This is a genomic window from Pseudomonas sp. Pso3, assembly GCF_055393275.1.
Genome location: NZ_AP043687.1, coordinates 2,128,059 through 2,148,150 on the forward strand (window position 1 = coordinate 2,128,059; position 20,092 = coordinate 2,148,150).

14 protein-coding genes are annotated in these 20,092 nt (G+C 70.2%); 4 read left to right on the top strand and 10 right to left on the bottom strand.

The genetic code is table 11. From position 1 onward, the window contains the following. Nucleotide 1 precedes the first annotated feature (1 nt). Together uxuA and ACZ5R1_RS09970 are read left to right on the top strand one after the other, a co-directional pair. Nucleotides 2–1,186: a mannonate dehydratase gene (uxuA, locus tag ACZ5R1_RS09965; protein ID WP_197851849.1), complete on the top strand. Its 1,185-nt coding sequence runs from the start codon at nt 2–4 to the stop codon at nt 1,184–1,186. Nucleotides 1,187–1,259: 73 nt separating this feature from the next. After that, nucleotides 1,260–2,816: a UxaA family hydrolase gene (locus ACZ5R1_RS09970; RefSeq protein ID WP_464713123.1), complete on the top strand. Its 1,557-nt coding sequence runs from the start codon at nt 1,260–1,262 to the stop codon at nt 2,814–2,816. A gap of 10 nt (nt 2,817–2,826) precedes the next feature. Here the strand turns inward: ACZ5R1_RS09970 and ACZ5R1_RS09975 are convergent, their stop codons facing one another. From ACZ5R1_RS09975 to ACZ5R1_RS09995, 5 genes are all read right to left on the bottom strand, one after another. Then, nucleotides 2,827–5,826, bottom strand: coding sequence for a chemotaxis protein CheB (locus tag ACZ5R1_RS09975; protein ID WP_464713124.1), 3,000 nt, complete (start codon nt 5,824–5,826; stop codon nt 2,827–2,829). Between the two features lie 141 nt (nt 5,827–5,967). After that, nucleotides 5,968–8,973 (bottom strand): efflux RND transporter permease subunit, encoded by a 3,006-nt coding sequence (locus ACZ5R1_RS09980; protein WP_464713125.1) that lies wholly within the window; start codon nt 8,971–8,973, stop codon nt 5,968–5,970. 3 nt (nt 8,974–8,976) lie between these two features. Continuing rightward, nucleotides 8,977–10,074: an efflux RND transporter periplasmic adaptor subunit gene (locus tag ACZ5R1_RS09985; RefSeq protein WP_464713127.1), complete on the bottom strand. Its 1,098-nt coding sequence runs from the start codon at nt 10,072–10,074 to the stop codon at nt 8,977–8,979. A 14-nt stretch (nt 10,075–10,088) separates the two neighbouring features. After that, nucleotides 10,089–10,874, bottom strand: a complete 786-nt coding sequence (locus ACZ5R1_RS09990) for a MipA/OmpV family protein (protein ID WP_464713128.1) — start codon at nt 10,872–10,874, stop codon at nt 10,089–10,091. Nucleotides 10,875–10,885: 11 nt separating this feature from the next. Beyond that, nucleotides 10,886–12,325 (bottom strand): efflux transporter outer membrane subunit, encoded by a 1,440-nt coding sequence (locus tag ACZ5R1_RS09995; protein ID WP_464713129.1) that lies wholly within the window; start codon nt 12,323–12,325, stop codon nt 10,886–10,888. 96 nt (nt 12,326–12,421) lie between these two features. Here ACZ5R1_RS09995 and ACZ5R1_RS10000 point away from each other — a divergent pair, with 96 nt between their 5' ends. Next, complete coding sequence (locus ACZ5R1_RS10000; protein ID WP_464713130.1) at nt 12,422–13,096, top strand: response regulator; 675 nt, start codon at nt 12,422–12,424, stop codon at nt 13,094–13,096. Beyond that, nucleotides 13,093–14,262, top strand: a complete 1,170-nt coding sequence (locus ACZ5R1_RS10005; protein WP_464713131.1) for a sensor histidine kinase — start codon at nt 13,093–13,095, stop codon at nt 14,260–14,262. The genes ACZ5R1_RS10000 and ACZ5R1_RS10005 overlap by 4 nt, the downstream gene beginning before the upstream one ends. A gap of 54 nt (nt 14,263–14,316) precedes the next feature. Here the strand turns inward: ACZ5R1_RS10005 and ACZ5R1_RS10010 are convergent, their stop codons facing one another. The 5 genes from ACZ5R1_RS10010 to ACZ5R1_RS10030 all read right to left on the bottom strand — a co-directional run bounded on the left by ACZ5R1_RS10010 (nt 14,317) and on the right by ACZ5R1_RS10030 (nt 20,088). Beyond that, a complete protein-coding gene (locus ACZ5R1_RS10010; protein ID WP_044342535.1) occupies nt 14,317–14,871 on the bottom strand; it encodes a ProQ/FinO family protein in 555 nt (184 codons plus the stop codon). A 396-nt stretch (nt 14,872–15,267) separates the two neighbouring features. After that, complete coding sequence (locus tag ACZ5R1_RS10015) at nt 15,268–16,713, bottom strand: aldehyde dehydrogenase family protein (RefSeq protein WP_464713132.1); 1,446 nt, start codon at nt 16,711–16,713, stop codon at nt 15,268–15,270. 54 nt (nt 16,714–16,767) lie between these two features. Beyond that, nucleotides 16,768–17,955: a hypothetical protein gene (locus tag ACZ5R1_RS10020; protein WP_150338781.1), complete on the bottom strand. Its 1,188-nt coding sequence runs from the start codon at nt 17,953–17,955 to the stop codon at nt 16,768–16,770. A gap of 22 nt (nt 17,956–17,977) precedes the next feature. Continuing rightward, nucleotides 17,978–18,598, bottom strand: coding sequence for a hypothetical protein (locus ACZ5R1_RS10025; protein WP_074582753.1), 621 nt, complete (start codon nt 18,596–18,598; stop codon nt 17,978–17,980). An 8-nt stretch (nt 18,599–18,606) separates the two neighbouring features. Further along, on the bottom strand, nt 18,607–20,088 hold the full coding sequence (locus tag ACZ5R1_RS10030; protein ID WP_007158630.1) for an aspartate aminotransferase family protein: 1,482 nt from the start codon (nt 20,086–20,088) through the stop codon (nt 18,607–18,609). Nucleotides 20,089–20,092 lie beyond the last annotated feature (4 nt).

The window sequence follows — 20,092 nt, forward strand, 5'->3', positions numbered from 1 at the left end:
CATGGAACACACCTGGCGCTGGTTCGGCCCGCGCGATCCCATCTCTCTCGCCGACATCCGCCAGACCGGGGCCACCGGCATCGTCACGGCGCTGCACGAGATCGCCAATGGCGAGGTCTGGCCGGTGGCCGCCATCGCTGAGCGCAAGGCGCTGATCGAGGCGGCGGGGCTGTCCTGGTCGGTGGTGGAGAGCATCCCGGTCCACGAAGACATCAAGCGCGGCCTGCCGGGTCGCGAACGCTATCTGGAGAACTACTGCCAGAGTCTGCGCAACCTCGCCCAGTGCGGCATCGACGTGGTCTGCTACAACTTCATGCCGGTGCTCGACTGGACCCGCACCCAGCTGGCCCATCGGTTGCCCGACGGCGGCTGGGCGCTGAGATTCGATCAGGACGCCTTCGCCGCCTTCGATCTCTGCATCCTGCAGCGTGACGGCGCCGAGGCCGAGTACAGCACCGCGGAGATCGAACGGGCGCGCCGCTATCACGCCGGGCTCGACGACGCCGGTCGCGACGAACTGGTGCGCACCCTCATCGCCGGTTTACCGGGCGCCGAGGAGGGCTATACGGTGGCCGACCTGCGCGCCCTGCTGGCCACCTATGCCGGCATCGACGCCGCGCGGCTGCGCGAGCACCTGGCGACCTTTCTCCAGGCGGTGGTGCCTGTGGCGGAAGAAGTGGGCATCCGCCTGGGGGTGCATCCGGACGATCCGCCGCGACCGCTGCTGGGTCTGCCCCGGGTGGTCTCCACCGCCGCCGATGCCCAGTGGCTGCTGGATGCTGTGCCGAGCCCGGCCAACGGCCTCACCTTCTGCACCGGCTCCTATGGCGTGCGCGCCGACAACGACCTGGTGGCCATGGCCCGCCAGTTCGCGCCGCGCATCCATTTCGTCCACCTGCGGGCGACCCGGCGCGAGGCGGATCCGCGCAGCTTCCACGAGGCCCATCATCTGGATGGCGACGTCGACATGGTCGGGGTGATCCGCGAACTGGTGCGCGAGGAGCGTCGCCGCGCACGCGACGGCGGAGCGCGCCTGCCCATGAGGCCGGACCATGGTCATCAGCTGCTGGATGACCAGGGGCGGCGGACCAATCCGGGCTATTCGCTGATCGGCCGGCTCAAGGGGCTGGCGGAATTGCGCGGCGTGGAACAGGCCGTGCGGCAACTGGAAGAGGAGGGCGGTTGATGCGGATCTGCACCTATCAGGCACCCCTCAGGCGTGATCCGGACCAAATTCGAAGGCTGACGTGGAGACTCCTATGGAATTGATCACCCGCAGCGGCGCCGCGGCCGCTGCCCGCGCCACCCTGCGTCTGCATCCGCAAGACGATGTGCTCATCGCCCGCCAGGCGCTGGTACCCGGTCTGGAATTGCCGGAGGAGGGCGTGCAGGTCCGCGAGCCGGTGCCCGCCGGGCACAAGGTCGCCGTGCGCGCCATCGCCGCAGGTGCGCCGGTACGCCGCTATGGCCAGATCATTGGCTTCGCCCGCGAGGCCATCGCCGCCGGCAGCCATGTGCACGTACACAACCTGGCCATGGGCGACTTCGCCCGCGAACACGCCTTCGGCATCGAGGCCCGCGGGACACCGGCGCCCATCGAGCGCAGCTTTCTCGGCATCGTCCGCCCGGATGGCCGGGTGGCGACCCGCAATTACATCGGCATCCTCACCTCGGTGAATTGCTCGGCCACGGTGGCCCGGGCGGTGGCCGACCATTTCCGCCGCGACGTCCATCCCGCGGCGCTGGCGCCCTATCCCAACGTCGACGGCGTGGTCGCCCTGACCCACGGCGTCGGCTGCGGCATCGACACCCAGGGCGAGGGCATGGCGGTGCTGCGCCGCACCCTGGGCGGCTATGCGGCCCACCCCAACTTCGCCGCCGTGCTGTTCATCGGCCTCGGCTGCGAAGCCAACCAGATCCCCTCACTGCTGGCCGACCAGGGCCTCGCCGAGCATGCGGGACTGCAGACCCTCAATATCCAGGACAGCGGCGGCACCACCGCCACCGTGGCCCGTGGCATCGCCGCGGTCGAGGCGTTGCTGCCCGCGGCCAATGCGGTGCAGCGCGAACCGGTCAGTGCGCGGCATCTGGTCCTCGGCCTGCAATGCGGCGGCTCGGACGGCTATTCCGGCATCAGCGCCAATCCGGCCCTGGGCCGGGCGGTGGACCTGCTGGTGGCCGCCGGGGGCACCGCCATCCTCTCGGAGACGCCGGAAATCTACGGCGCCGAACACCTGCTCACCCGCCGCGCCGCCAGCCCGGCGGTGGGCGAGCGCCTGGTGGAACGCATCCGCTGGTGGGAAGACTATTGCGCCCGCTTCGGCGCCAGCCTGGACAACAACCCCTCGGCGGGCAACAAGGCCGGCGGCCTGACCACCATCCTGGAAAAATCCCTGGGCGCGGTGATCAAGGCCGGTTCCACCGATCTGATGGCGGTCTATGGCTACGCCGAGCCGGTGCGCACCCCGGGCCTGGTGTTCATGGACACCCCCGGCTACGACCCGGTCTCGGCCACCGGCCAGGTGGCGGGGGGCGCCAACCTGATCGCCTTCACCACTGGCCGGGGTTCGGCCTATGGCTGCGCACCGACGCCGTCGCTGAAGATCGCCACCAACACCCGGCTGTGGGAGAGCCAGCGCGACGACATGGACGTGGATTGCGGGGGCCTGGTGGACGGCAGCACCACCCTGGAAGAGCGGGGCGCCTTCATCTTCGAGCGCCTGCTGGCGCTGGCTTCGGGGGAGCGCAGCCGCAGCGAGTTGCACGGCTACGGGCAGAACGAATTCGTCCCCTGGCAACTGGGCGCCACCACCTGAGTGGGCGGTATCAGGGCTCTGCCAGCCCGGTGTCGATGCCGCTGGTCACGGCCTCGCCATCCGGTTGCAGGTGCCGCCAGATGATGATCGCCGCGGTGTGGGTGAAGGCCGCGGCCAGTTCGAGATCCATCGCATCCGGCAGTCGGGGGTGTTGGAAATACATCGCCAGGGAACCGAGGCTCTCACCGTCCGCAGTCTTGACCGGAAAGGACCAGCAGCCACGGAAGTCGTATTGACGTGCCATCCACGCCCGGGATTCCCAGAGCGGCTCCTCCAGCACATCGCGGGTGATGACCGGCTCACCCAGCGCGATGGCCAGCCCGCAGGCCAGCGAATCAAGGGAGATCGGGCAACCCTCCACGTCCCGGGCGTAGCGCTCCGTCATACCCACCACATGGCTCAGACCCGTGCTCTTGGAGAGAAAGAAGGCGCACCGGCGCTGATCACCCGCTTCGGCGATCAGGGCCTGGATCAGAATGCCCAGCGACCGGCGTAGGCCTTCTCCCCTCATGGCGGACTGGAAGGCGTCCTTCTGCGCGGTAAGCCATTGCTGACTGCGTTTCAGCTGGCGTTCGCGTTCACGCAGTGCCAGCTCCGCCTGGGTGCGCAGGGTGATATCGGCGAAGGTGACGGCGACACCGGCGACGGCTCGCGGATTGCCCGTATCCGGGTAGATTCGCCGCAAAAACCAGCGGCTGTCCCGGGACTGCACCACCGCCGTGCGGGGCTCGCCATCCTGCAACACCTGCCGAATGTCCTCGAACAGCTGGGGATCCTGGAACTTGGGTACCAGATCCCGCACATGCCGCCCGGTATCGGCCTGTTGCAGCGGCAGCAGGTCGGTCATGGCCGGGGTGAACCAGAGGATCTTCAGCTCGGCATCCAGGCAGAGGGTCATCACGGCGCCGGAGGACAGGACCCGCCGCTGCATCTGCAACTGCCCGATATGGTCCTGCAGCGAGTCGTTCGCCCGGTTCAGGTCCTCGTTGCTCAGTTGCAGCTGGTCGTTGGTGTCCTTGAGTTCGTTGTTCAAGGCCTTGAGTTCTTCGGTGAGTGCCTGCAGCTCCTCGCGCGAGGCTTCGAGCTCTTCCTGCGAAAGGCGGATCGCTTCACGCCAGTCCGCTTCCTCTACCACCCGAGTGTCATCGAAAACGTCTGGAGACGCGGGTGTCCCCGCGCTCCCTGACTGACGGATGAAGGACACCAACACCTGATCCTGTTGACCCGGACCATCCAGGGGCGTGATGCGCAAGGTGACGCTCAAGGTGGCGTCGAAGCGATCCGGCAAGCCCGCGACCAGCGTTGGCTCGCCACCGTGCAGGGCGCCGGTGAGGTGATGGCGCAGGGTGGCGACCCAGGGGCGGGGCACCAGATCGAGCAGTCGGTAGCTCGGTTCACCGACCGGCAGGCCGAGAAAGGCCTCGGTGTTGCCGTACAGGCGCAGCACCTGCCCCTCGACGTCGATCAGCACCGAGGGCAGCTCGAAATGTTCGAGGGCGGTGCGCTCGGCTTCGAGGGCGCGCGCTGTCCGGCCGGATCGTCGCCGGGGCAGGGTGGGCGGCGGGCCTGGCAAGGGCCCTGCCTTGCGATGGATATTCCAGCGCAGGGCCACGGGTTCGAAGCCGAAGCGATGCAGGGGATAGGCCTCGCTCTTGCCCAGCAGCAGATAGCCGCCAGGCCGTAGCGCGCCGTGCAATAGCTGCAGCACGAAGTCGATGGTCTCGGGTTCGAGGTAGATCAGCAGATTCCGACAGCTGATCAGATCCATCGCGGCGAACGGCGGATCGAGCAGCAGGTCCTGGACCGCGAAGACCATGCGCTCGCGCAAGGAGCGCCGAACCCGATAGGCCCCATCGACGGCATAGAAGAATCTTTCCAGACGTGCGGGTGACAGCGTCGCCAGCTCTCTGCCGCGATAGGCGCCACGGCTGGCCTGGGCCAGCATCTCCGGGGCTGGCTCGGTGGCGAACAGCTGCGCTCCGGTGGTGCAGCCATGGGCGGTACGCAGTTCGTCGAGCAACATCGCCATCGAATAGGCTTCCTGCCCCGTGGAGCAGGCGGGGATCCAGATGCGCAGGGGCTCGGTCGCCGGACGCTTCAGCAGCGGCAGCAGCACCTCTTCGCCGAGTACGTCCCAGGCGTCCGGATCGCGAAAGAATTCGGTGACATGGATAGGGATGCCCTTGACCAGGGCCACCAGCTCGGCGGGGTCGTCCTCCAGCAGCGCGGCATAGTCGCCGAAGGCCCAGACCCGGCGTACATCCATGCGCTGCTGGATGCGCCAGAGCAGGGGGGACGTCTTGTAGCCGCTGAAGTCGAACGCCGCCTGGCGGCGGATCAGTTCCAGGATCTGCTCCAGGGTCGTTGCCAGGGGGGTCGGCTGGGTCGTGGGCTCCGGCCAGCGGTACTCCGGCGCGGCGCAGCCGATCAGATAGCGCGCGATAGCGGCGATGGGCAGGGCCAGATGATGCAGACCGCGCTGGGCGATGGCGTTGGGCATGCCCTGATGGGCGGCCGTCAGCGGATCCTGGACGATGACCGTGCCCCCGCACTGGCGGATGTGGATAGCCCCGGCGGTGCCGTCCATGCCACTGCCGGACAGGATCACCGTGACGGTACGGGCGGCCGCCTGCGGCGAAAGGCTCTCCAGGAAGGCATCGATGGCGTCGGTTTCCGGCCGTCGCTGCCCACCTTCGGCTGGGCGCGTGTGAAAACGCTGGTCTTCCAGGGTCAGGATGGCGGCGGGCGAGGGCAGATGGACAGTGCCGGGCTTGGGGTGGGTGTCACTCGCGGCCGTCTCGACCGGCATCGCTGACCAGTTTTGCAGGAGGCTGCGCAGACCACTGGAGCTGCTGGGCGGTAGATGCTGCAGCACGACGAAGGCGAAGGGCAACTGGGTGCCGATGGCCTCGAACAGCTGCTGCAGCGCGGTGATGCCGCCGGCGGAGGCGCCGATCACGATGAGCGGGGGAAGCGCGACAGCCTCCGATGGGGACTGGAGTCTGGTCATGGGAGAGTCCTTGGCGGTGCCCGGGCGGGGGCATCGGGGCGAGGGGCGGCCACAGGAGCGGGTGGCGCCGGATCCCTACCAGCATAACGTCACCCCGCCTTTGCGCCAGCGAAGCGGCGCCTTCTCGCGCCCGGTTGCCCGCTAACGGCGCCCATGGAGCAAGCCATAGAGCACCGGGATCAGACCCAGGGTCACCAGGGTGCCCAGGGCCAGGCCGCCGATCATGCTGATGGCCATGCCCGTCCACAGGGGACCGGCAAAGAGCATCAGCGGGATGAGACCGAGGATGCAGGTCAGCTTGGTCATGATGATCGGCCGCAGGCGCTCGCCGGCGGCGTCGAGCAGCGCCGGGATCAGGGGCTTGCCGGCCTGGCGTTCGGCTTCGATGCGTTCGAGCAGCAAGACCGCGTTGTTGACGATGATGCCGGCCAGAGACAGCAGGCCGAAGGTGGCCATGAAGCCGAAGGGATGGCCACTCAGCCAGAGCGCCAGGGCCACGCCGATGAGGATGAAGGGGATGCTGGCAACGATGATGAGCACCTTGCGCCAGGAGTCGAATTGCCAGAGGAACAGTAGCAGCATGGCCACGGCGGCCAGCGGCAGGTAGCGCAGCAGGGCGTCGTTGGCGGCGGCGGAATCCTCGCTCTCGCCGCCCAGCTCCAGGCGGTAGCCGGGCGGCAACTGCAGGGTCGGCAACTGGGGCGCGAGGGTGGCGACCAGGGTAGCGGCGGTCATGCCGGGATTGCGCGCGCTGACCGTGAGGGTGCGCTGCAGATTGCGTCTGACCTTGACCCCGGCCTCGCTGGCCAGCTCGATCCGGGCCACCGCCCCCAGCGGCAGCGGCGCGCCGCCGCCCTGGGGATAGACCAGCAGGCTGCCTGGATCGCCGTCAGGGGCAGGGCTGCGCGCGGCGATCTCGACCGCATACTGGCCATCGCGCAACCGGGCGCCGCTCAGGCCGTCGCCGGCCAGTTGCAGCGTCTGGGCCAGGTCGCGCCGGTCGAGTCCGGCGGCGCGGGCCCGAGCCGGGTCCACCTCGACCTGATAGCGCAGCAGCCGCGGACCCCAGTCGTCCTGGATGTCGCGGGTCCCGGGGACGGCGGCGAGCAGGTCGGCAAGATCGCTGCCCAGCTGACGCAGGACCGCCTCGTCCGGGCCGCTCAGGCGATAGACCGCCAGGCCGCTCTCGGTGGTGCCCAGGGAAAAGCGCTTGGGCTGGGCGCGCACCTCGGGATAGCCACGCGCCAGCTCGGCGCCGACCCGGGCCATGACCTGGGCGAGATCGGCGTCCGGGCGAGTGGTCACGGTGAAATAGGCGACATTGGGACCGGGCAACGGCGGATTGAGTCCCAGCACGATGCGCGGCCCGCCGTCGGCGACGTAGCCGATGCTTTCGACGATATCCGCATCCTCGCCCAGCCAGCGACTGAAGCCCTGCATGAGGTCCAGGGTGCGCTGGGCGGAGGTCCCCGGTTCCAGCTGGACGGGGATCTGGAACTGATTGCGATCCGAAGGCGGCAGGAAGTCGTAGGGCAGGCTGAGCACCTTGAGGGTGGCCAGCACCAGCAGCCCGAGCATGGCCAGCAGATAGGCCAGCCGGTGCCGCAACAGGGCTTCCAGCAGGCGGCGATAGCCGCGGTGCAGGGCGCTGTCGGTGCTGGCGCCGGTATGGGTGGAATCCGGCACCAGGTGCAGGCAGAGCAGCGGCGTCACGGTCAGGCTGAGCGCCCAGGAGCCCAGCAGGGTCAGCGCCAGCACCACGGCCAGGGACCTCAGGTATTCGTTGGTGCTGGTCTGGCCGAGAAAGAAAGGCGAGAAGGCCAGGATGATCACCAGCGAAGAGGTCAGCAGCGGGATGGCCAGGGTCCGGCCGGCGGCCTCGCAGGCGGCGCGGCGGTCCTCGCCGGCGCGCAGGCGCCGTTCGATGTCTTCGGCGATGACGATGCCGTTGTCCACCAGCAGTCCCAGCGCCAGGATCAGCGCGGCGATGGACACCGTCTGCAGTTCTATGCCCAGGGCGCGCATGACCAGCAGGGTGGCCAGTACCGTGAGCGGCACGATGGCGCCGACGATCAGGCCCAGGCGCCAGCCCAGGAACAGCATGACCACCGCCATGACGATCACCATGGTTTCCATCAGCACGTGCTGCATGCGCGCCATGGCGTGATGGACCACCTCGGCCTGGAAGGTCACCCGGTGCAGGGCGAACCCGGCGGGCAGGCTGGCCTCCAGGGCCTTGAGCCGGTCGTGCAGCGCAGCGCCGAAGGCTTCCACGTTGCGTCCCGGGGTCATGGCGATGCCCAGCACCAGGGCGCGCTCGCCGCGATAGAAGGCGGCGCTGCGCACCGGCTGCGCGGGTTCGACCCGCACCTGGGCCAGCTCGGCCAGGGGCACGGCGCGGCCGTCGGCCAGCTGGATCGGCACGGCGCGCAGCGCGGCGGGATCGGCCAGTTCGCCGCCGATGGCCAGGCTCAGCGCACGGTCGCCCTGGCGCAGGCTGCCGCCGCTGACCAGTGCGTTGCGCGCCCGCAGCTGCGCCAGCAGGGCCTGGGGCGAAAGACCGGTCCGCGCCAGGGCGGTGGCGTCCAGTTCGAGGGTGACGCGGTCTTCCTGCAGGCCATAGAGGGCGATGCGATCCACCCCGGGCAGATCATAGAGCGCCCGACGCAGCCGTTCGGCTTCGCTGCGCAGTTCGCTCGGGCTGAAGCCGGGCGCGGTCACGGCGATGGACGCCACTGCCACCCGGCCGAAGTCGTCGTCCACCACCGGCCCCTGGGTGCCTTCGGGCAGCTCTTGCGCCACCTCGGCGACCTTGTTGCGCACCCGTTGCCAGAGCGCCGGCAGGTCCGTGATCTCGTCCCGTGCGGTGAGCTGGACGATGGCCTGGCCGGGTCTCAGGGTGGTCACCAGGGTCTTGAGTTCGGGCAATTCGCGCAGCCGGTCTTCCAGCGGCTTGGCCAGCAGCTCTTCCACCCGGTCGCTGGGCAGGCCGGGCAGGGCGACGCTGACCAGGGCGTCGCGCACCGTGACGCTGGGCTCCTCCTGGGAGGGAAAGCCGAGAAAGGCATAGAGACCGCCGAGCAGCAGGGCCAGGGCGACAAAGAGCACCAGGCGACCCCGGCGCAGGGCGAAAGCGGTCAGGGACATAACTTACTCCCCCGTGAGCACGGTGCCGGGCCGATAGGGCAGCACATGCTCGCCCGCGCGCAGGAAGGCGGCGCCGGCCACCACGATCTGGTCACCCTCGGCGAGCCCGCTGGCGATCAGCGCCTGGCCCTGCTGCAGGGCCGCTACCGTGACCGGGCGCGGTTTCACCTGCTGGGTCTCCGGTTGGTAGACATAGACCTGACCGGCGCTGCCGCTCTGACCGGGCAGCAGCGCGCCCAGGGGCACCGCCAGCTGCGCCTGGGCCGGCAGCGGCAGACGCACGTCCAGCAGGCTGCCGCTGGGCAGGGCCGGTGCCTGCTGGTCGAGGGCGAAGACCGCTTCCTGCAGCAGGCCCTGCTCGGCACGCGGCGAAAGACCGACCAGCCGGAGCGGCAGGGGCGCGCCGTCGCGCGTGGCATAGGCCTGGGCCTGAGTGCCGGGCGCCAGCCTTTGGGCCAGGGCGGCCGGCACCTGCACCACCACCTGACGTTCGCCGTCGGCCTGCAGCCCGAACAGGGTCTCGCCCGCGCCCACCAGCCGCAGCGGCTCCGGCGCGCGCAGGACGATCTGGCCAGCGAAGGGCGCTATCAGCCGGGTCTGGGCCAGGGCGCGGCGCGTCAGGGCCAGTTCCGCCTCGGCGCCTCCTTGCTGGGCCTGGGCCGCACCCAGGGCTGCGTCGGCGGCTTCCAGCTCGGCCTTGGCCAGGTTGCCGTCGGCGAACAGCTGCCGAGCACGCCGCTGTCCGGCGCGGCGCTGGTCCAGCTCCACCCGAGCGGCCTGCACCCGAGCGCTGGCTTGGGCCAGGCGCAGGCGTGCCGGTTCGGCGTCCTGCTCGGCGAGCAGTTGCCCGGCCGCGACCCGGGCACCCACGTCCACGGCCACCCTCAGCACCCGGCCGCCATTTTCGAAGGCCAGCGCCGAGCTGTGCGGCTGGCGCACCAGGCCGGGTAGCAGCGGGGCCTGGGCCGCAAGGCGCGCGACCGGCGCGAGCTTGACGGTGCGCAGGGGCACCGGACCGGGGCGTTCATCGGGTGAACAGCCGCCCAGAAGGGGCAGCAGCAGGAGTAAGGCGAGGGCGGAGGTCAGGCGCGGGCCAGGCATGGCGGGCTCCAGGATCAGAAGCTGTAGGTCAGGGCGACTTGGGCGGTGGTGGCGGTGGCGCGCTGCCGCAGCGGGCTGTCGCGTGCCTGGTCGCCGTAGTAGGCGGTGGTCAGGGTCGCCACCGAACTCCAGTGCGGATCGAAGGCGTGCAACCAGTTCAGCGCGGCGGAATAGGCATAGATGCCCCGGTCGAGCCGCGCCGGGGCGAAGCCGCTGGCGGCGCTCTGGGCGGCGGTGACGCCGAAATAGGTCTGGTTGAAGCGGCTGTCACCGGCGTGGGCGTCGAGATCCAGCGCCAGGGTGTCCTGGTCGGTGTGCAGGCCGATGGCTTCCACGCCCAGGCGATAGCGATTGCCGCGCTGGGCCCCGGCCAATCGCCATTCGCCCTCGGCGTTGAGGCTGAGCCAGGGCGCCAGGGCCTGGCTCAGATTGAGGTCCAGCACCGTGGCGCCGTCGACCTCGCCCATACCCTTCAAGCGGTCGGCGCCTGGCCGCGAGGCGTTGTCGCGGTCATCGCGGCCGAAGTCGTAGTTGAGGGCGCCGCTGAGGGTCAGTCCCTGGGCCGACTGCCATTGCAGGCCGAGGCCGCGACTGGTGTCGGCAAAGAAGGGTCCACGCTGCACCACCACCAGCGGCAGCAACTGCGGCCGGTAGGCGGCCGAACCCATGTAACGACTGACCGCGCCGGCCACCAGGCCGAGGCTGACGTCGGTGTGGTCGCCCCAGGGCGAGGCGTCGGCCGCCTGGCCGGCCAGGGGTGTCAGGCAGAGTAGCAGCGGCAGCAGGGTGGTGCGGGTCATGGCGAGTCCTCTCAGGTGGCGGAAGGGTGGTCGAGGCCGTGCAGGGCGCGGTACAGGCGCAGGCGATTGAGGCGCAGGGCCTGGCCGGTCTGGCGCAGCGCCTCGCCGGCGCGCAACCCGTCGAGACCGGCCTGCAGGCTGTCGCCGGGATCGCCGGCCCCGGCCTGCCACTGGCGCGCCAGACGCTGGCGGCGCTGTTGGCTCAACTGCAGCTGGGCGGCCAGGGTCTGCCGCTGCGCGAGCAACAGGCGGCGCTCTTCCAGGCCGTCGGCCAGTTCGCGAAAGGCGTCCTGCAGGGTGCGTTCGTAGGCGGCCAGGGCCAGGTCGCGAGCGGTCCTGGCAGAATCCAGGTTGGCCTGGTTGCGCCCGCCGTCGAACAGCGGCAGGGACAGCGACGGCGTCAGCAGGCGCAGCCCCTGGCCGGCGCTGAACAGGTCCTGCAGTTGCGGACTGGCCAGGCCCACCGCGGTGCTCAGGCGAATGCTCGGGAAAAAGGCGGCGCGGGCCGCGCCTATGCTGGCGTTGGCCGCCTGCAGGCGCTCCTCGGCCGCGCGTACGTCGAGACGCTCCAGCAGGCGGCTGGAGGGCAGGTCGGCCAGCTCGCCCGGCAGTTCCGGCGGCGGACCGGCCGGGGCAGGCGCAGCGCTGGGCGAGGGCGCCAGCCGGTAGCCGGTGACCCAGGCCAGCGCCCCATAGGCCTGGGTGCGTTGGCTCAGGCGCTGTTGCTCCAGTTGGCGTGCGTCCAGGGCGGCCTGGGTCAGGGGCTCCAGGGCAGCCGGGGCCAGGTCGCCGGCGGCGATGCGTGCCCGGGTCCGCTGCACCAGCTCATCGCTGAGGGCCGCCATGGCCTGGGCGCTGAAGACCTGGGCATCGGCCTCGCGGGCCAGCAGGAAAAGGCGCGCCACCTCGGCTACCAAGGCGCCGCGCGCGGCCTGCTGGCCATAGGCGCTGGCCAACAGTTGGTGGCGGGCCTCTTCGCCGAGGCTGGCTACCCGCCCGAAGAAGTCCAGTTCGAAGGCGTCCACGCCGAGGGTGGCGGTGGCCAGGTCCTGCTGGTAGCGCTCGTCCAGCGCCTGGTCGGCGAAGCGCTGGCGCGGCCGCTGCACCGCCAGGCCCAGGGTGGGCCAGCGGTCGGCCTGGCGCGCGCCCAGCTGCGCCCGCGCCTGCTCGACCCTGAGCTGGGTTATCCGGTAGTCTCGATTGCCCGCCAGCGCCTGGCCCACCAGCTCTGGCAGGAGAGCTTCAGCGCTGACCGCGGCCAGCAGTTGGCGCTCGTCAGGGCTGAGATCAACGCCCACCGCGGGGGCAGCGTCCTGCCGCTGCCACAGCCCCTGGTGCGCGGGCACCGGCAGGGGCGGCCGCTGGTAGTCGGGAATCAGCGAGCAACCGCTGAGGCCTAGCAGACCGATCAGCAGCAACTGGCAGGTGATGGAAGCGGCGAGTGAAGGCATGGCAGGCGGACCCGGTGCAAGGCATGGGTCGCAGCCTAGGGACGCCGAATCAAGATTCCTTCGGCGAATTGTCGAGATTCGATCAAGAGAGCGGACGTGGGCGACAAACTCATACTCATCGTCGAAGACGACGCCGACAGCGCCAGCGTGCTGGAGGCCTATCTGCTGCGCGACGGCTTCGCGGTCATCCTCGCCGAAGACGGTCGCCAGGGGCTGGAACTCTTCCAGCGCGAGCGACCCGATCTGGTGCTGCTCGACATGATGCTGCCGCGCCTCGGTGGCACCGAGGTGCTGGCACAGATCCGCCGCGCCGGGGATACCCCGGTGATCATGGTGACCGCCATCGGCGACGAGCCGGAAAAGCTCGGCGCCCTGCGCTATGGCGCCGACGACTACGTGGTCAAGCCCTACAACCCCAAGGAGGTGGTGGCGCGGGTGCACGCGGTGCTGCGTCGCTGCCACCAGGCGCCGCGCGATGACCGCTGGCTGCGCCATGGCGCCCTGACGGTGGATCTGGAACGTTTCAGCGCCACCGTTGAGTCACGGGCCCTGGAGCTGACGCCCACCGAATTCGGCCTGCTCGCCACCCTGATGCGCACTCCGCACAAGGCCTTTACCCGCGAGGAATTGCTGGAGCGCTGCCTGCCGGAAAGCGAGGCCCTGGCGCGGGTGGTGGACACCCACCTGCACAACCTCAGGCGCAAGCTGGAAGCGGCGGGCCTTCCCGGCGTGCCGGTGACGGTGCGCGCCATTGGCTATCGCTTTTCATGAAGCGCCAGGCGCCGCTGGGGCGCTGGGTCGGCTGGCGCATGAGCCTGCTGGCCCTGGGCGCGGTGCTCTTGATCGCTGCCGGCATGTACCTCTGGTTTCTCTTCGGCGACTGGTGGGTGCTGCGCCAGGTGCCCCAGGCGGCGCGGGCGGAAATCCTCCAGCTGCGCGCCGATCCGCAGGAAAACGAGGCGCGACTCTGGGCGCTGTTCAGCCACTATTATCCGGTGCGCTATTTCCTGCCCGGCATCGCCAGCCGCGACTGGTGGGTGCTGGCGGGGCTGCTGCTGGCGGCCGTGCCGCTGATCCTGCTGGCCGGCTTCCGGCTGTCACGCCCGCTGTCGAGCCAGTTCTCCGCCATCGCCGCGGCGGCGCGGCGGGTGGCCTCCGGCGATCTGGAGACCCGCCTGGAGGTGGCCGAGACGGCGCCGGCGGAATTGCGCCGCCTGGCGCTGGACTTCAACAGCCTCACCGCGCGGCTGCAGCAATACGAGCGCGACGTGCGGGATTCCAGCGCCATCCTCGCCCATGAGCTGCGCACCCCGCTCAACGCCGCCTCGGTGCGGGTGCAGGGCATCCTCGACGAGGTCTTTCCCGCCGATGCCCGCCAGTTGCAGATGGTCAAGCGCCAGCTCGACCTGCTCAACACCCTGGTGGGCGATCTGCACACCCTGTCGCTGGCCGAGGCCGGGCAACTGGCGCTGGATCAGCGGCCCTTCGCCCTGGCGGCATTGGTGGAAGAGCGGCTGGCCTGGTTCGCGCCCCAGCTGCAGGCCGAGGCCATCCAGCTGCGCCTGGAACTGGATCCCCGCCAACGGCTGTGCGCCGACCGCCATCGCATCGGCCAGTTGCTCAACATCCTGCTGGAAAATTTCCTGCGCTATGGCGCCAGCGGCGGCGAACTGGAGATCGTCCAGCTGGCCCTGGCCGAAGGTCTGGTGCTGGAATTCCGAGATCGAGGCCCGGGCATCGCCGAAGCCGATCGCGAGCGGGTCTTTCACCGCTTCTGGCGCGCCGACAGCTCCCGGGCACGGCACCTGGGCGGCAGTGGCCTGGGCCTGTCCATCGCCCGCGCCATCTGCGCGGCGCATCAGGGCCGCATCGTCGCCCTGGGGCGCGAGGGTGGGGGGACGGTCATGCGCATCGAATTGCCGGGACGGCTGTCCTAACGCGGCGGGCGTCTGGAACGACTGCCCCTGTCTGGGCGACAGGGGCAGCGGGGCTCAGGCGGAGGCGTCGTCTGCAGGAGCGGCAACGGTCTCGGCCGCTGCAGGCGCTTGCGCTTCGGCAGGCGCGGCGGTGTCCGCCTTGGCCTTGGCCTGCTCACGGCGGGCCTGGGCGCGCTGGCGGCGTGCCTGCTGCTTGGCATAGACCGCCTGGGAGGCGGTCACGGTGCCAGCCGGCTGGCCATCCAGATCCAGGCGCGGGGCGTTTTCGGTCATGGCCGCCCAGTAGCGGGTGCCGCGACACCAGGTGGCGATCGACTGCTTGAGCTGATCACCGGAGATGCCCAGGCGCTCAAGGTGCTGCTCGGCGTCCTTCAGGATGCCTTCCTTGAGCGGCACCTTGGGTGCCGGATTGACCGGGAAGGCCAGCGGGAAGTGCTTTTGCAGACGGCGGATGCCTTCGACCACCGGATCCTGCTCGCGGGGCTTCTGCTCGCGGGGCTTGGCTTTCGGTGAAGGTCTCCGCGCCGGCCGCTCGTTGCTCTCGGTCTTTACCTGCGCTTTTTCGGCCCGCAGGCGGTCGCGTAGTTCAGCTAGTTGCTCAAAGCCCATCGTTCAGCTCACCGCTCCAAATAGAATTCACGTGCAAGGGTAACCCATGCCGGGCTTGGACCGCGCCAATCGCAGATCGGCACGCCCAAGGCTGGCGGCCCGTCATTCTAAAGGCTGGTTTGCCGCTCGTGCATCCTTGGCGGCGTCATTCCCGGCGGATGGTGTGCCCTGCTGGGCGTTTTCCAGGTCCGGTACGAAAGTCGCCGAGCGAAGGTGAGGCGGATTGAAACGACCAACGGGAGTAACCGCCCAAGGCTGCTCAAAGGGGTAGCGCTCACCAACCAAAAAGCAGAGGGAGCGCAGTGTACGTGCGGTAAAGGAGCATTCCGACCGGGCTGGCGATCCAGGGGTTTTCAACGAAGCATCGCCGATGCGCAGGCACTTCTCGTACTGGACCTAGCCGCCTCCGGTCAGGCGCGACACCCACTGCGCCAGTCGCAGCTTGAAGGGCGAATAGGGCGGCAGCAGCAGACGAACGGCCAGCAGCGGACCGGCGGCGAGCACGCTGCGCTCGTGGGAAAAGGTGCGAAAACCGGCCTGACCATGGGCGCTGCCGCTGCCGGAGTGATTGACGCCGCCAAATGGCAGGTGCAGCTGGGTGTACTGCTGCATGCACAGATTGAGGCCGACGCTGCCGGAGCTGGTGCGGGCGATGACTCGCTGCTGGATGTCGCGGTCGCGACTCCAGAGATAGAGCGCCAGGGGCTTGGGCCCGGCGTCGATGCGCTGCAGCACCTCTTCCAGGTCGTCGTAGGCGATCACCGGCAGGAGCGGACCGAACAGCTCCTGACTGTCCAGGGGGCTGTCGATAGCCGAGCAATCCAGCAGGGTCGGGGCGAGATAGCGCCCGGCCACATCGTGCGCGCCGCCATGGATCAGCTGCGCACCGGCCGCCCGGGCCTGTTCCAGCAGCCCGATCAGTTGGCTGGCGTGGCGTTGATGGATGAGTCGGGCGTAGTCCGGGCTGGCCGCGGCATCGGTGCCGTAGCGCTGCACCAGCAGGGCGCGACAGCGCTCCTTGAAGGCCGGCAGCAGGCGGCGGGCGACGAAGACATGATCGGGCGCCACGCAGGACTGGCCGGCATTGAGGAACTTGCCCCAGAGCAGCAGCTCGGCGGCGGCGTCCAGGTCGGCGCTGGCGTCGATGATCGCCGGCGACTTGCCGCCCAGCTCCAGGGTCACCGAGGCCAGGTGCCGGGCGGCGGCCTGCATCACCAGGCGGCCCACGGCGGTGGAGCCGGTAAAGAAGAAGTGGTCGAAGGGCAGCGCCAAGAGCGCCTGGGCGGTGGAGACATCGCCTTCGCAAAAGGCCACGGTGTCCGGGGTGAAGGCCTCGGCCAGCAGTTCGCGCAGCACCGCGTTGACCGCCGGGGTGAATTCCGAGGGCTTGAGCATCACGCTGTTGCCAGCCGCCAAGGCCGACACCAGGGGGCCGAGCAGGGTAGAGATCGGGTAGTTCCAGGGGCCGATGATCAGGCAGCGCCCGCGCGGCTGGCTGTGGATGTGCGCCGGGCAGCCGAGGGACGTCAGGGTCGGGCGCACCCGCCGTGGCTTCATCCAGCGGCGCAGGTGGCGGCGCGCGTGCTGGATCTCTTCCAGCACCGGCATGATCTCCGACAGTTCCACCTCCACCTCGGGCTTGCCGAAGTCCTGGCGAAAGGCCGCATAGAGCGCCCCCCGCCGCGCCACCAGGGCGCCATGGAGGCGCTGCAGCAGGCTCAGGCGCTCGGCGGCGCTGGAACCGCGCAGGGCCAGGGCACGCGGTCCCTGGGCGGCGAACAGCCGCTGCAGCATCTCGGGGTCGACCAGGGCGGGAGCGGGATCGGGGAGGGGCGCATTCATGGCAGCAGTCCGCAAGGGGGCAGGAAGGGGACGATTCGGTGACGACGGCAGTCTTCAGCCTGGGCGCTGCCAGCGCCAGCGCGGCACCGGCCGGGGGCCGCGGGCACTGAGGGCGAGAAGGGCCGCCAGCCCCAGGGCCAGCAGGGCGAGCAGGGCGCTGGTCAGGGCGGCCGGTCGGACCGCGGCGCCCTGCAGCCAGAGCGACGCCAGCGCCGGGCCGGCGGCGCAGCCGAGCAGTTGCAGCGAGGGCACCAGGGTGGCGACGCGGCCACTGGCGTCCAGCCGCAGGGCCAGGCTGATCTGGAAGGGGGTGAGGGTCTGCCAGAGAAAGGTGAAGGTCAGGCACAGCAGCACGAAACTCAGGTGCGCCCCCGGCGCCAGGCCATAGATCAGCGCGGCCAGGCTGCCCAGCGTCAGGGTCGCCAGGGTCAGGGTGGTGGCGGCCGGCAGCCAGGCCACCAGGACCGCGCCGGCCAAGCCGCCGAGCAACTGGGCGGCGAAGCTGGCGGCGATCAGGGTCTGGGCTTGGCTGGCGTCCAGTCCGAGGGCTTCGCCATAGGGTTCCAGGTAGGCCCAGAGCGCGCCGATGGCCGCCAGCTGGCAACCGACGAAGGCCAGCAGCAGTGCCTGGGGCAGTCGCCATCTATGGCGGACCGGCGCGCTGCCAGGGACGTCCACTGCCGCCAGCCGGCGTGGCAGGGCGACGGTCAGCGGCAGGGCCAGGGCGGTGACACCGGCCAGCAGCCGGAAGCCGCCGGCGCTGCCCAGCCGGGGCAGGATCCACAGCGCCAGCAGGGCGGCCAGCAGGCCCTGGCAAAAGGTCTGCAGTGCCATGAACAGGCCGGACAGCCGCTCGGCGGTGGGTTGACGGACGATCAGCGCCACCGCCGCCCAGAGCAGCAGGCCTTCGCCAAGGCCGGCGAGGGCGCGCAGGCCGAGCAACGGCAGATCACCGCTGGCCTGGGCGCTGGCCAGGTCGGCGGCGACCGCCAGCAGCGTCGCCGGCCACAGTACGGCTGGCAGCCCCAGGCGCGGGCCCAGGGCCTCACCGGCGATCACGCCCAGGCCCAGGGCGACGATCTCGCCCATGGCCACCAGGCCGAGGCCGTCGAGGCTGGCCCGGCCGCTGGTGAACAGCTCGCCGAGCAGCAGCGGCTGCAGGCCGAGGATGAGCAGCGCCAGGGAGCCCAGCAGCAGCGCGGCTTGGACCTGGCGAGGCGGAGCGGGCGCGGTGACGGTCATGGGGTTTACCTTCGAAGAGTGGCTAGTAACCACGGCTTTCCGCCGGCAGCCGGCCCTGACGAAAGGCCTCGGCGGCGGCGCGCTGGTCGCGCTGGAGTCGGCGGGTGGCGATCAGCACCACCCACCAGGGCAGGCGGGTGAGCACCGCGCCGGTGGCCTGGGCCAGGGTGTAGGCCTTGGCGCATTTCTCGAACAGCTCGGCATTGAGGGCGGCGCGACTGGCGGTGGTCCCCAGGCACAGTGGCTGGCCGCCGAGCAGCTGGACGTTGCCGCGCGCGGCCAGGGCTTCCGCCAGGGCATCGCCCCGGGCCACCGCGGGCGCCATCCGCCCCAGGTGCCGGGCCTGCTCGTCGAACAGGTCCGGCAACTGGCCGCCGAAGTCCGCCACATGCTGCCCGTAGCGCCCCGCGCCCTGGATGATGGCGCCGACATCCGGTCGCGACCGGTAGACGAGTGCATGATCCAGGGCGGCGCCGCTGCGGCGGGCCAGCTCGATCTCGCAGGGCGCGGCATCGCCCAGGGTGCCGTACCAGAGGCTCGCCGCCCCCGGTATGCGCACCGACAGGGCCAGGGCCGAGCGCTCGCCCTGGCGGGCCAGACGCTGCTGCAGATCCAGCCATTGCTGGCGCGATTCGGCTTTCATGGGCAGCCTCATACCAGTTGGAAGACCCGGTCGAAACGCTCCAGGGCGTCGTCGATCACGGCGTCGGTGTCGGCCAGGCTGGTGTAGATGCGGCTGCCGGCCAGGGTGATGAGGCCATGGGCGGTGTAGGCCGCGCCCATCTCTTCCATCATGTGCTTGCGCGCCTTGGCCTCGTTGCGCACCCGCAGCAGCTTGAGCGGATTGCCGGTGTCGAGCAGCAGCACCCCGGAGGTCTGCAGGTGGACGATGGAGCCCAGGTTGTAGGCGACATAGGGCAGGTTGCGGCGCTGGATGATCTCCTCCAGGCCCTGGCGCAGTCGATCACCGGCGCGGCCGGCCTGGCCGGCGGCGTCGAGCCGCTGGATCTCCTTGAGGGCGTAGTAGCCGGCCACGCAGCACAGCGGATTGGCCGACAGGGTGCCGCCGACGAAGGCGCGCTTCGACGAGGTGCCGATGCCGCCCACCAGCAGCTGCATGACCTCGGCCTTGCCGCCCAGGGCCCCGGCCATGGGATAGCCGCCGGTCAGGCATTTGCCGAGCACGGTGAGGTCCGGCAGCACCTTGAAGTAGCCCTGGGCCCCACCCATGCCGGCGCGGAAACCGGTCACCACCTCGTCGAAGATCAGCAGGGCGCCGAATTCGTCGCAGAGCTTGCGCACCTCGCGGTTGAAGTGCGGATGCACCGGGCGAGTACCGCTCTCCGGGCCGAAGGGTTCCACCAGCACCGCCGCGGTGCCGCCGCGCAGGCGATTGAATTGCAGGCGCCGGCGCAGGGCTTCGAGGTCGTTGGGCGGGCTTTCCTGGGTGTGGGCGGTGGCGCCCCGGGGAATGCCGAGGGCCTCCATGCGCCCGGTGCCGGGCAGGCGCATGCCGTACACCAGCTGATCGCTCCAGCCGTGGTAGGCGCCGCCGATCTTGATGATCCAGCGGCGCCCGGTATAGGCCCGCGCCAGGCGTACCGCGGCCATGGCCGCCTCGGTGCCCGAACCCAGCAGCCGCACCTGGTCGATGCCGGGCACGCTCTGGCAGACCAGTTCGGCCAGCTTGACCTCGTATTCGTGCAGCAGGCCGGTGACCGGGCCGCACTCGGCGAGGATGCGCTGCACCTGGTCGCGCACGCCGGGATGATTGGAGCCGAGCAGGGTGGGGCCGCCGGCCTGGAGGAAGTCGATGTACTGGTTGCCGTCGACGTCGGTGAGGTGGGCGCCCTCCGCCCGGGCGATGGCCAGGGGGAAGGGATGGTTGAACGCCAGGTTGTGCTGGATGCCCCCGGGAATGAAGCGCTTGGCTTCTTCGGCGAGCCGCCGCGAGCCCTGGCAGCGCTCGTCGAAATAGCCCATGACCTTGGCCAGCGCCTCGCGGCGCAGCGGGCGCATGGGCTGTTTGACCAGGGCGTCGAAACGGCGATAGAGCGTCTCGGTATCCGGCCAGGCGGAAATCGCCGGAGGCGTGGGTACCAGGGGCGGCGGGGTGGTCAGGGGCTGATTCATGGCG

Bases quoted from the DNA above. Each gene is read 5' to 3' on its own strand.
- uxuA (WP_197851849.1), top strand. From the start codon at position 2: ATGGAACACACCTGGCGCTGGTTCGGCCCGCGCGATCCCATCTCTCTC.
- ACZ5R1_RS09970 (WP_464713123.1), top strand. From the start codon at position 1,260: ATGGAATTGATCACCCGCAGCGGCGCCGCGGCCGCTGCCCGCGCCACC.
- ACZ5R1_RS09975 (WP_464713124.1), bottom strand. From the start codon at position 5,826: ATGACCAGACTCCAGTCCCCATCGGAGGCTGTCGCGCTTCCCCCGCTC.
- ACZ5R1_RS09980 (WP_464713125.1), bottom strand. From the start codon at position 8,973: ATGTCCCTGACCGCTTTCGCCCTGCGCCGGGGTCGCCTGGTGCTCTTT.
- ACZ5R1_RS09985 (WP_464713127.1), bottom strand. From the start codon at position 10,074: ATGCCTGGCCCGCGCCTGACCTCCGCCCTCGCCTTACTCCTGCTGCTG.
- ACZ5R1_RS09990 (WP_464713128.1), bottom strand. From the start codon at position 10,874: ATGACCCGCACCACCCTGCTGCCGCTGCTACTCTGCCTGACACCCCTG.
- ACZ5R1_RS09995 (WP_464713129.1), bottom strand. From the start codon at position 12,325: ATGCCTTCACTCGCCGCTTCCATCACCTGCCAGTTGCTGCTGATCGGT.
- ACZ5R1_RS10005 (WP_464713131.1), top strand. From the start codon at position 13,093: ATGAAGCGCCAGGCGCCGCTGGGGCGCTGGGTCGGCTGGCGCATGAGC.
- ACZ5R1_RS10010 (WP_044342535.1), bottom strand. From the start codon at position 14,871: ATGGGCTTTGAGCAACTAGCTGAACTACGCGACCGCCTGCGGGCCGAA.
- ACZ5R1_RS10015 (WP_464713132.1), bottom strand. From the start codon at position 16,713: ATGAATGCGCCCCTCCCCGATCCCGCTCCCGCCCTGGTCGACCCCGAG.
- ACZ5R1_RS10020 (WP_150338781.1), bottom strand. From the start codon at position 17,955: ATGACCGTCACCGCGCCCGCTCCGCCTCGCCAGGTCCAAGCCGCGCTG.
- ACZ5R1_RS10025 (WP_074582753.1), bottom strand. From the start codon at position 18,598: ATGAAAGCCGAATCGCGCCAGCAATGGCTGGATCTGCAGCAGCGTCTG.
- ACZ5R1_RS10030 (WP_007158630.1), bottom strand. From the start codon at position 20,088: ATGAATCAGCCCCTGACCACCCCGCCGCCCCTGGTACCCACGCCTCCG.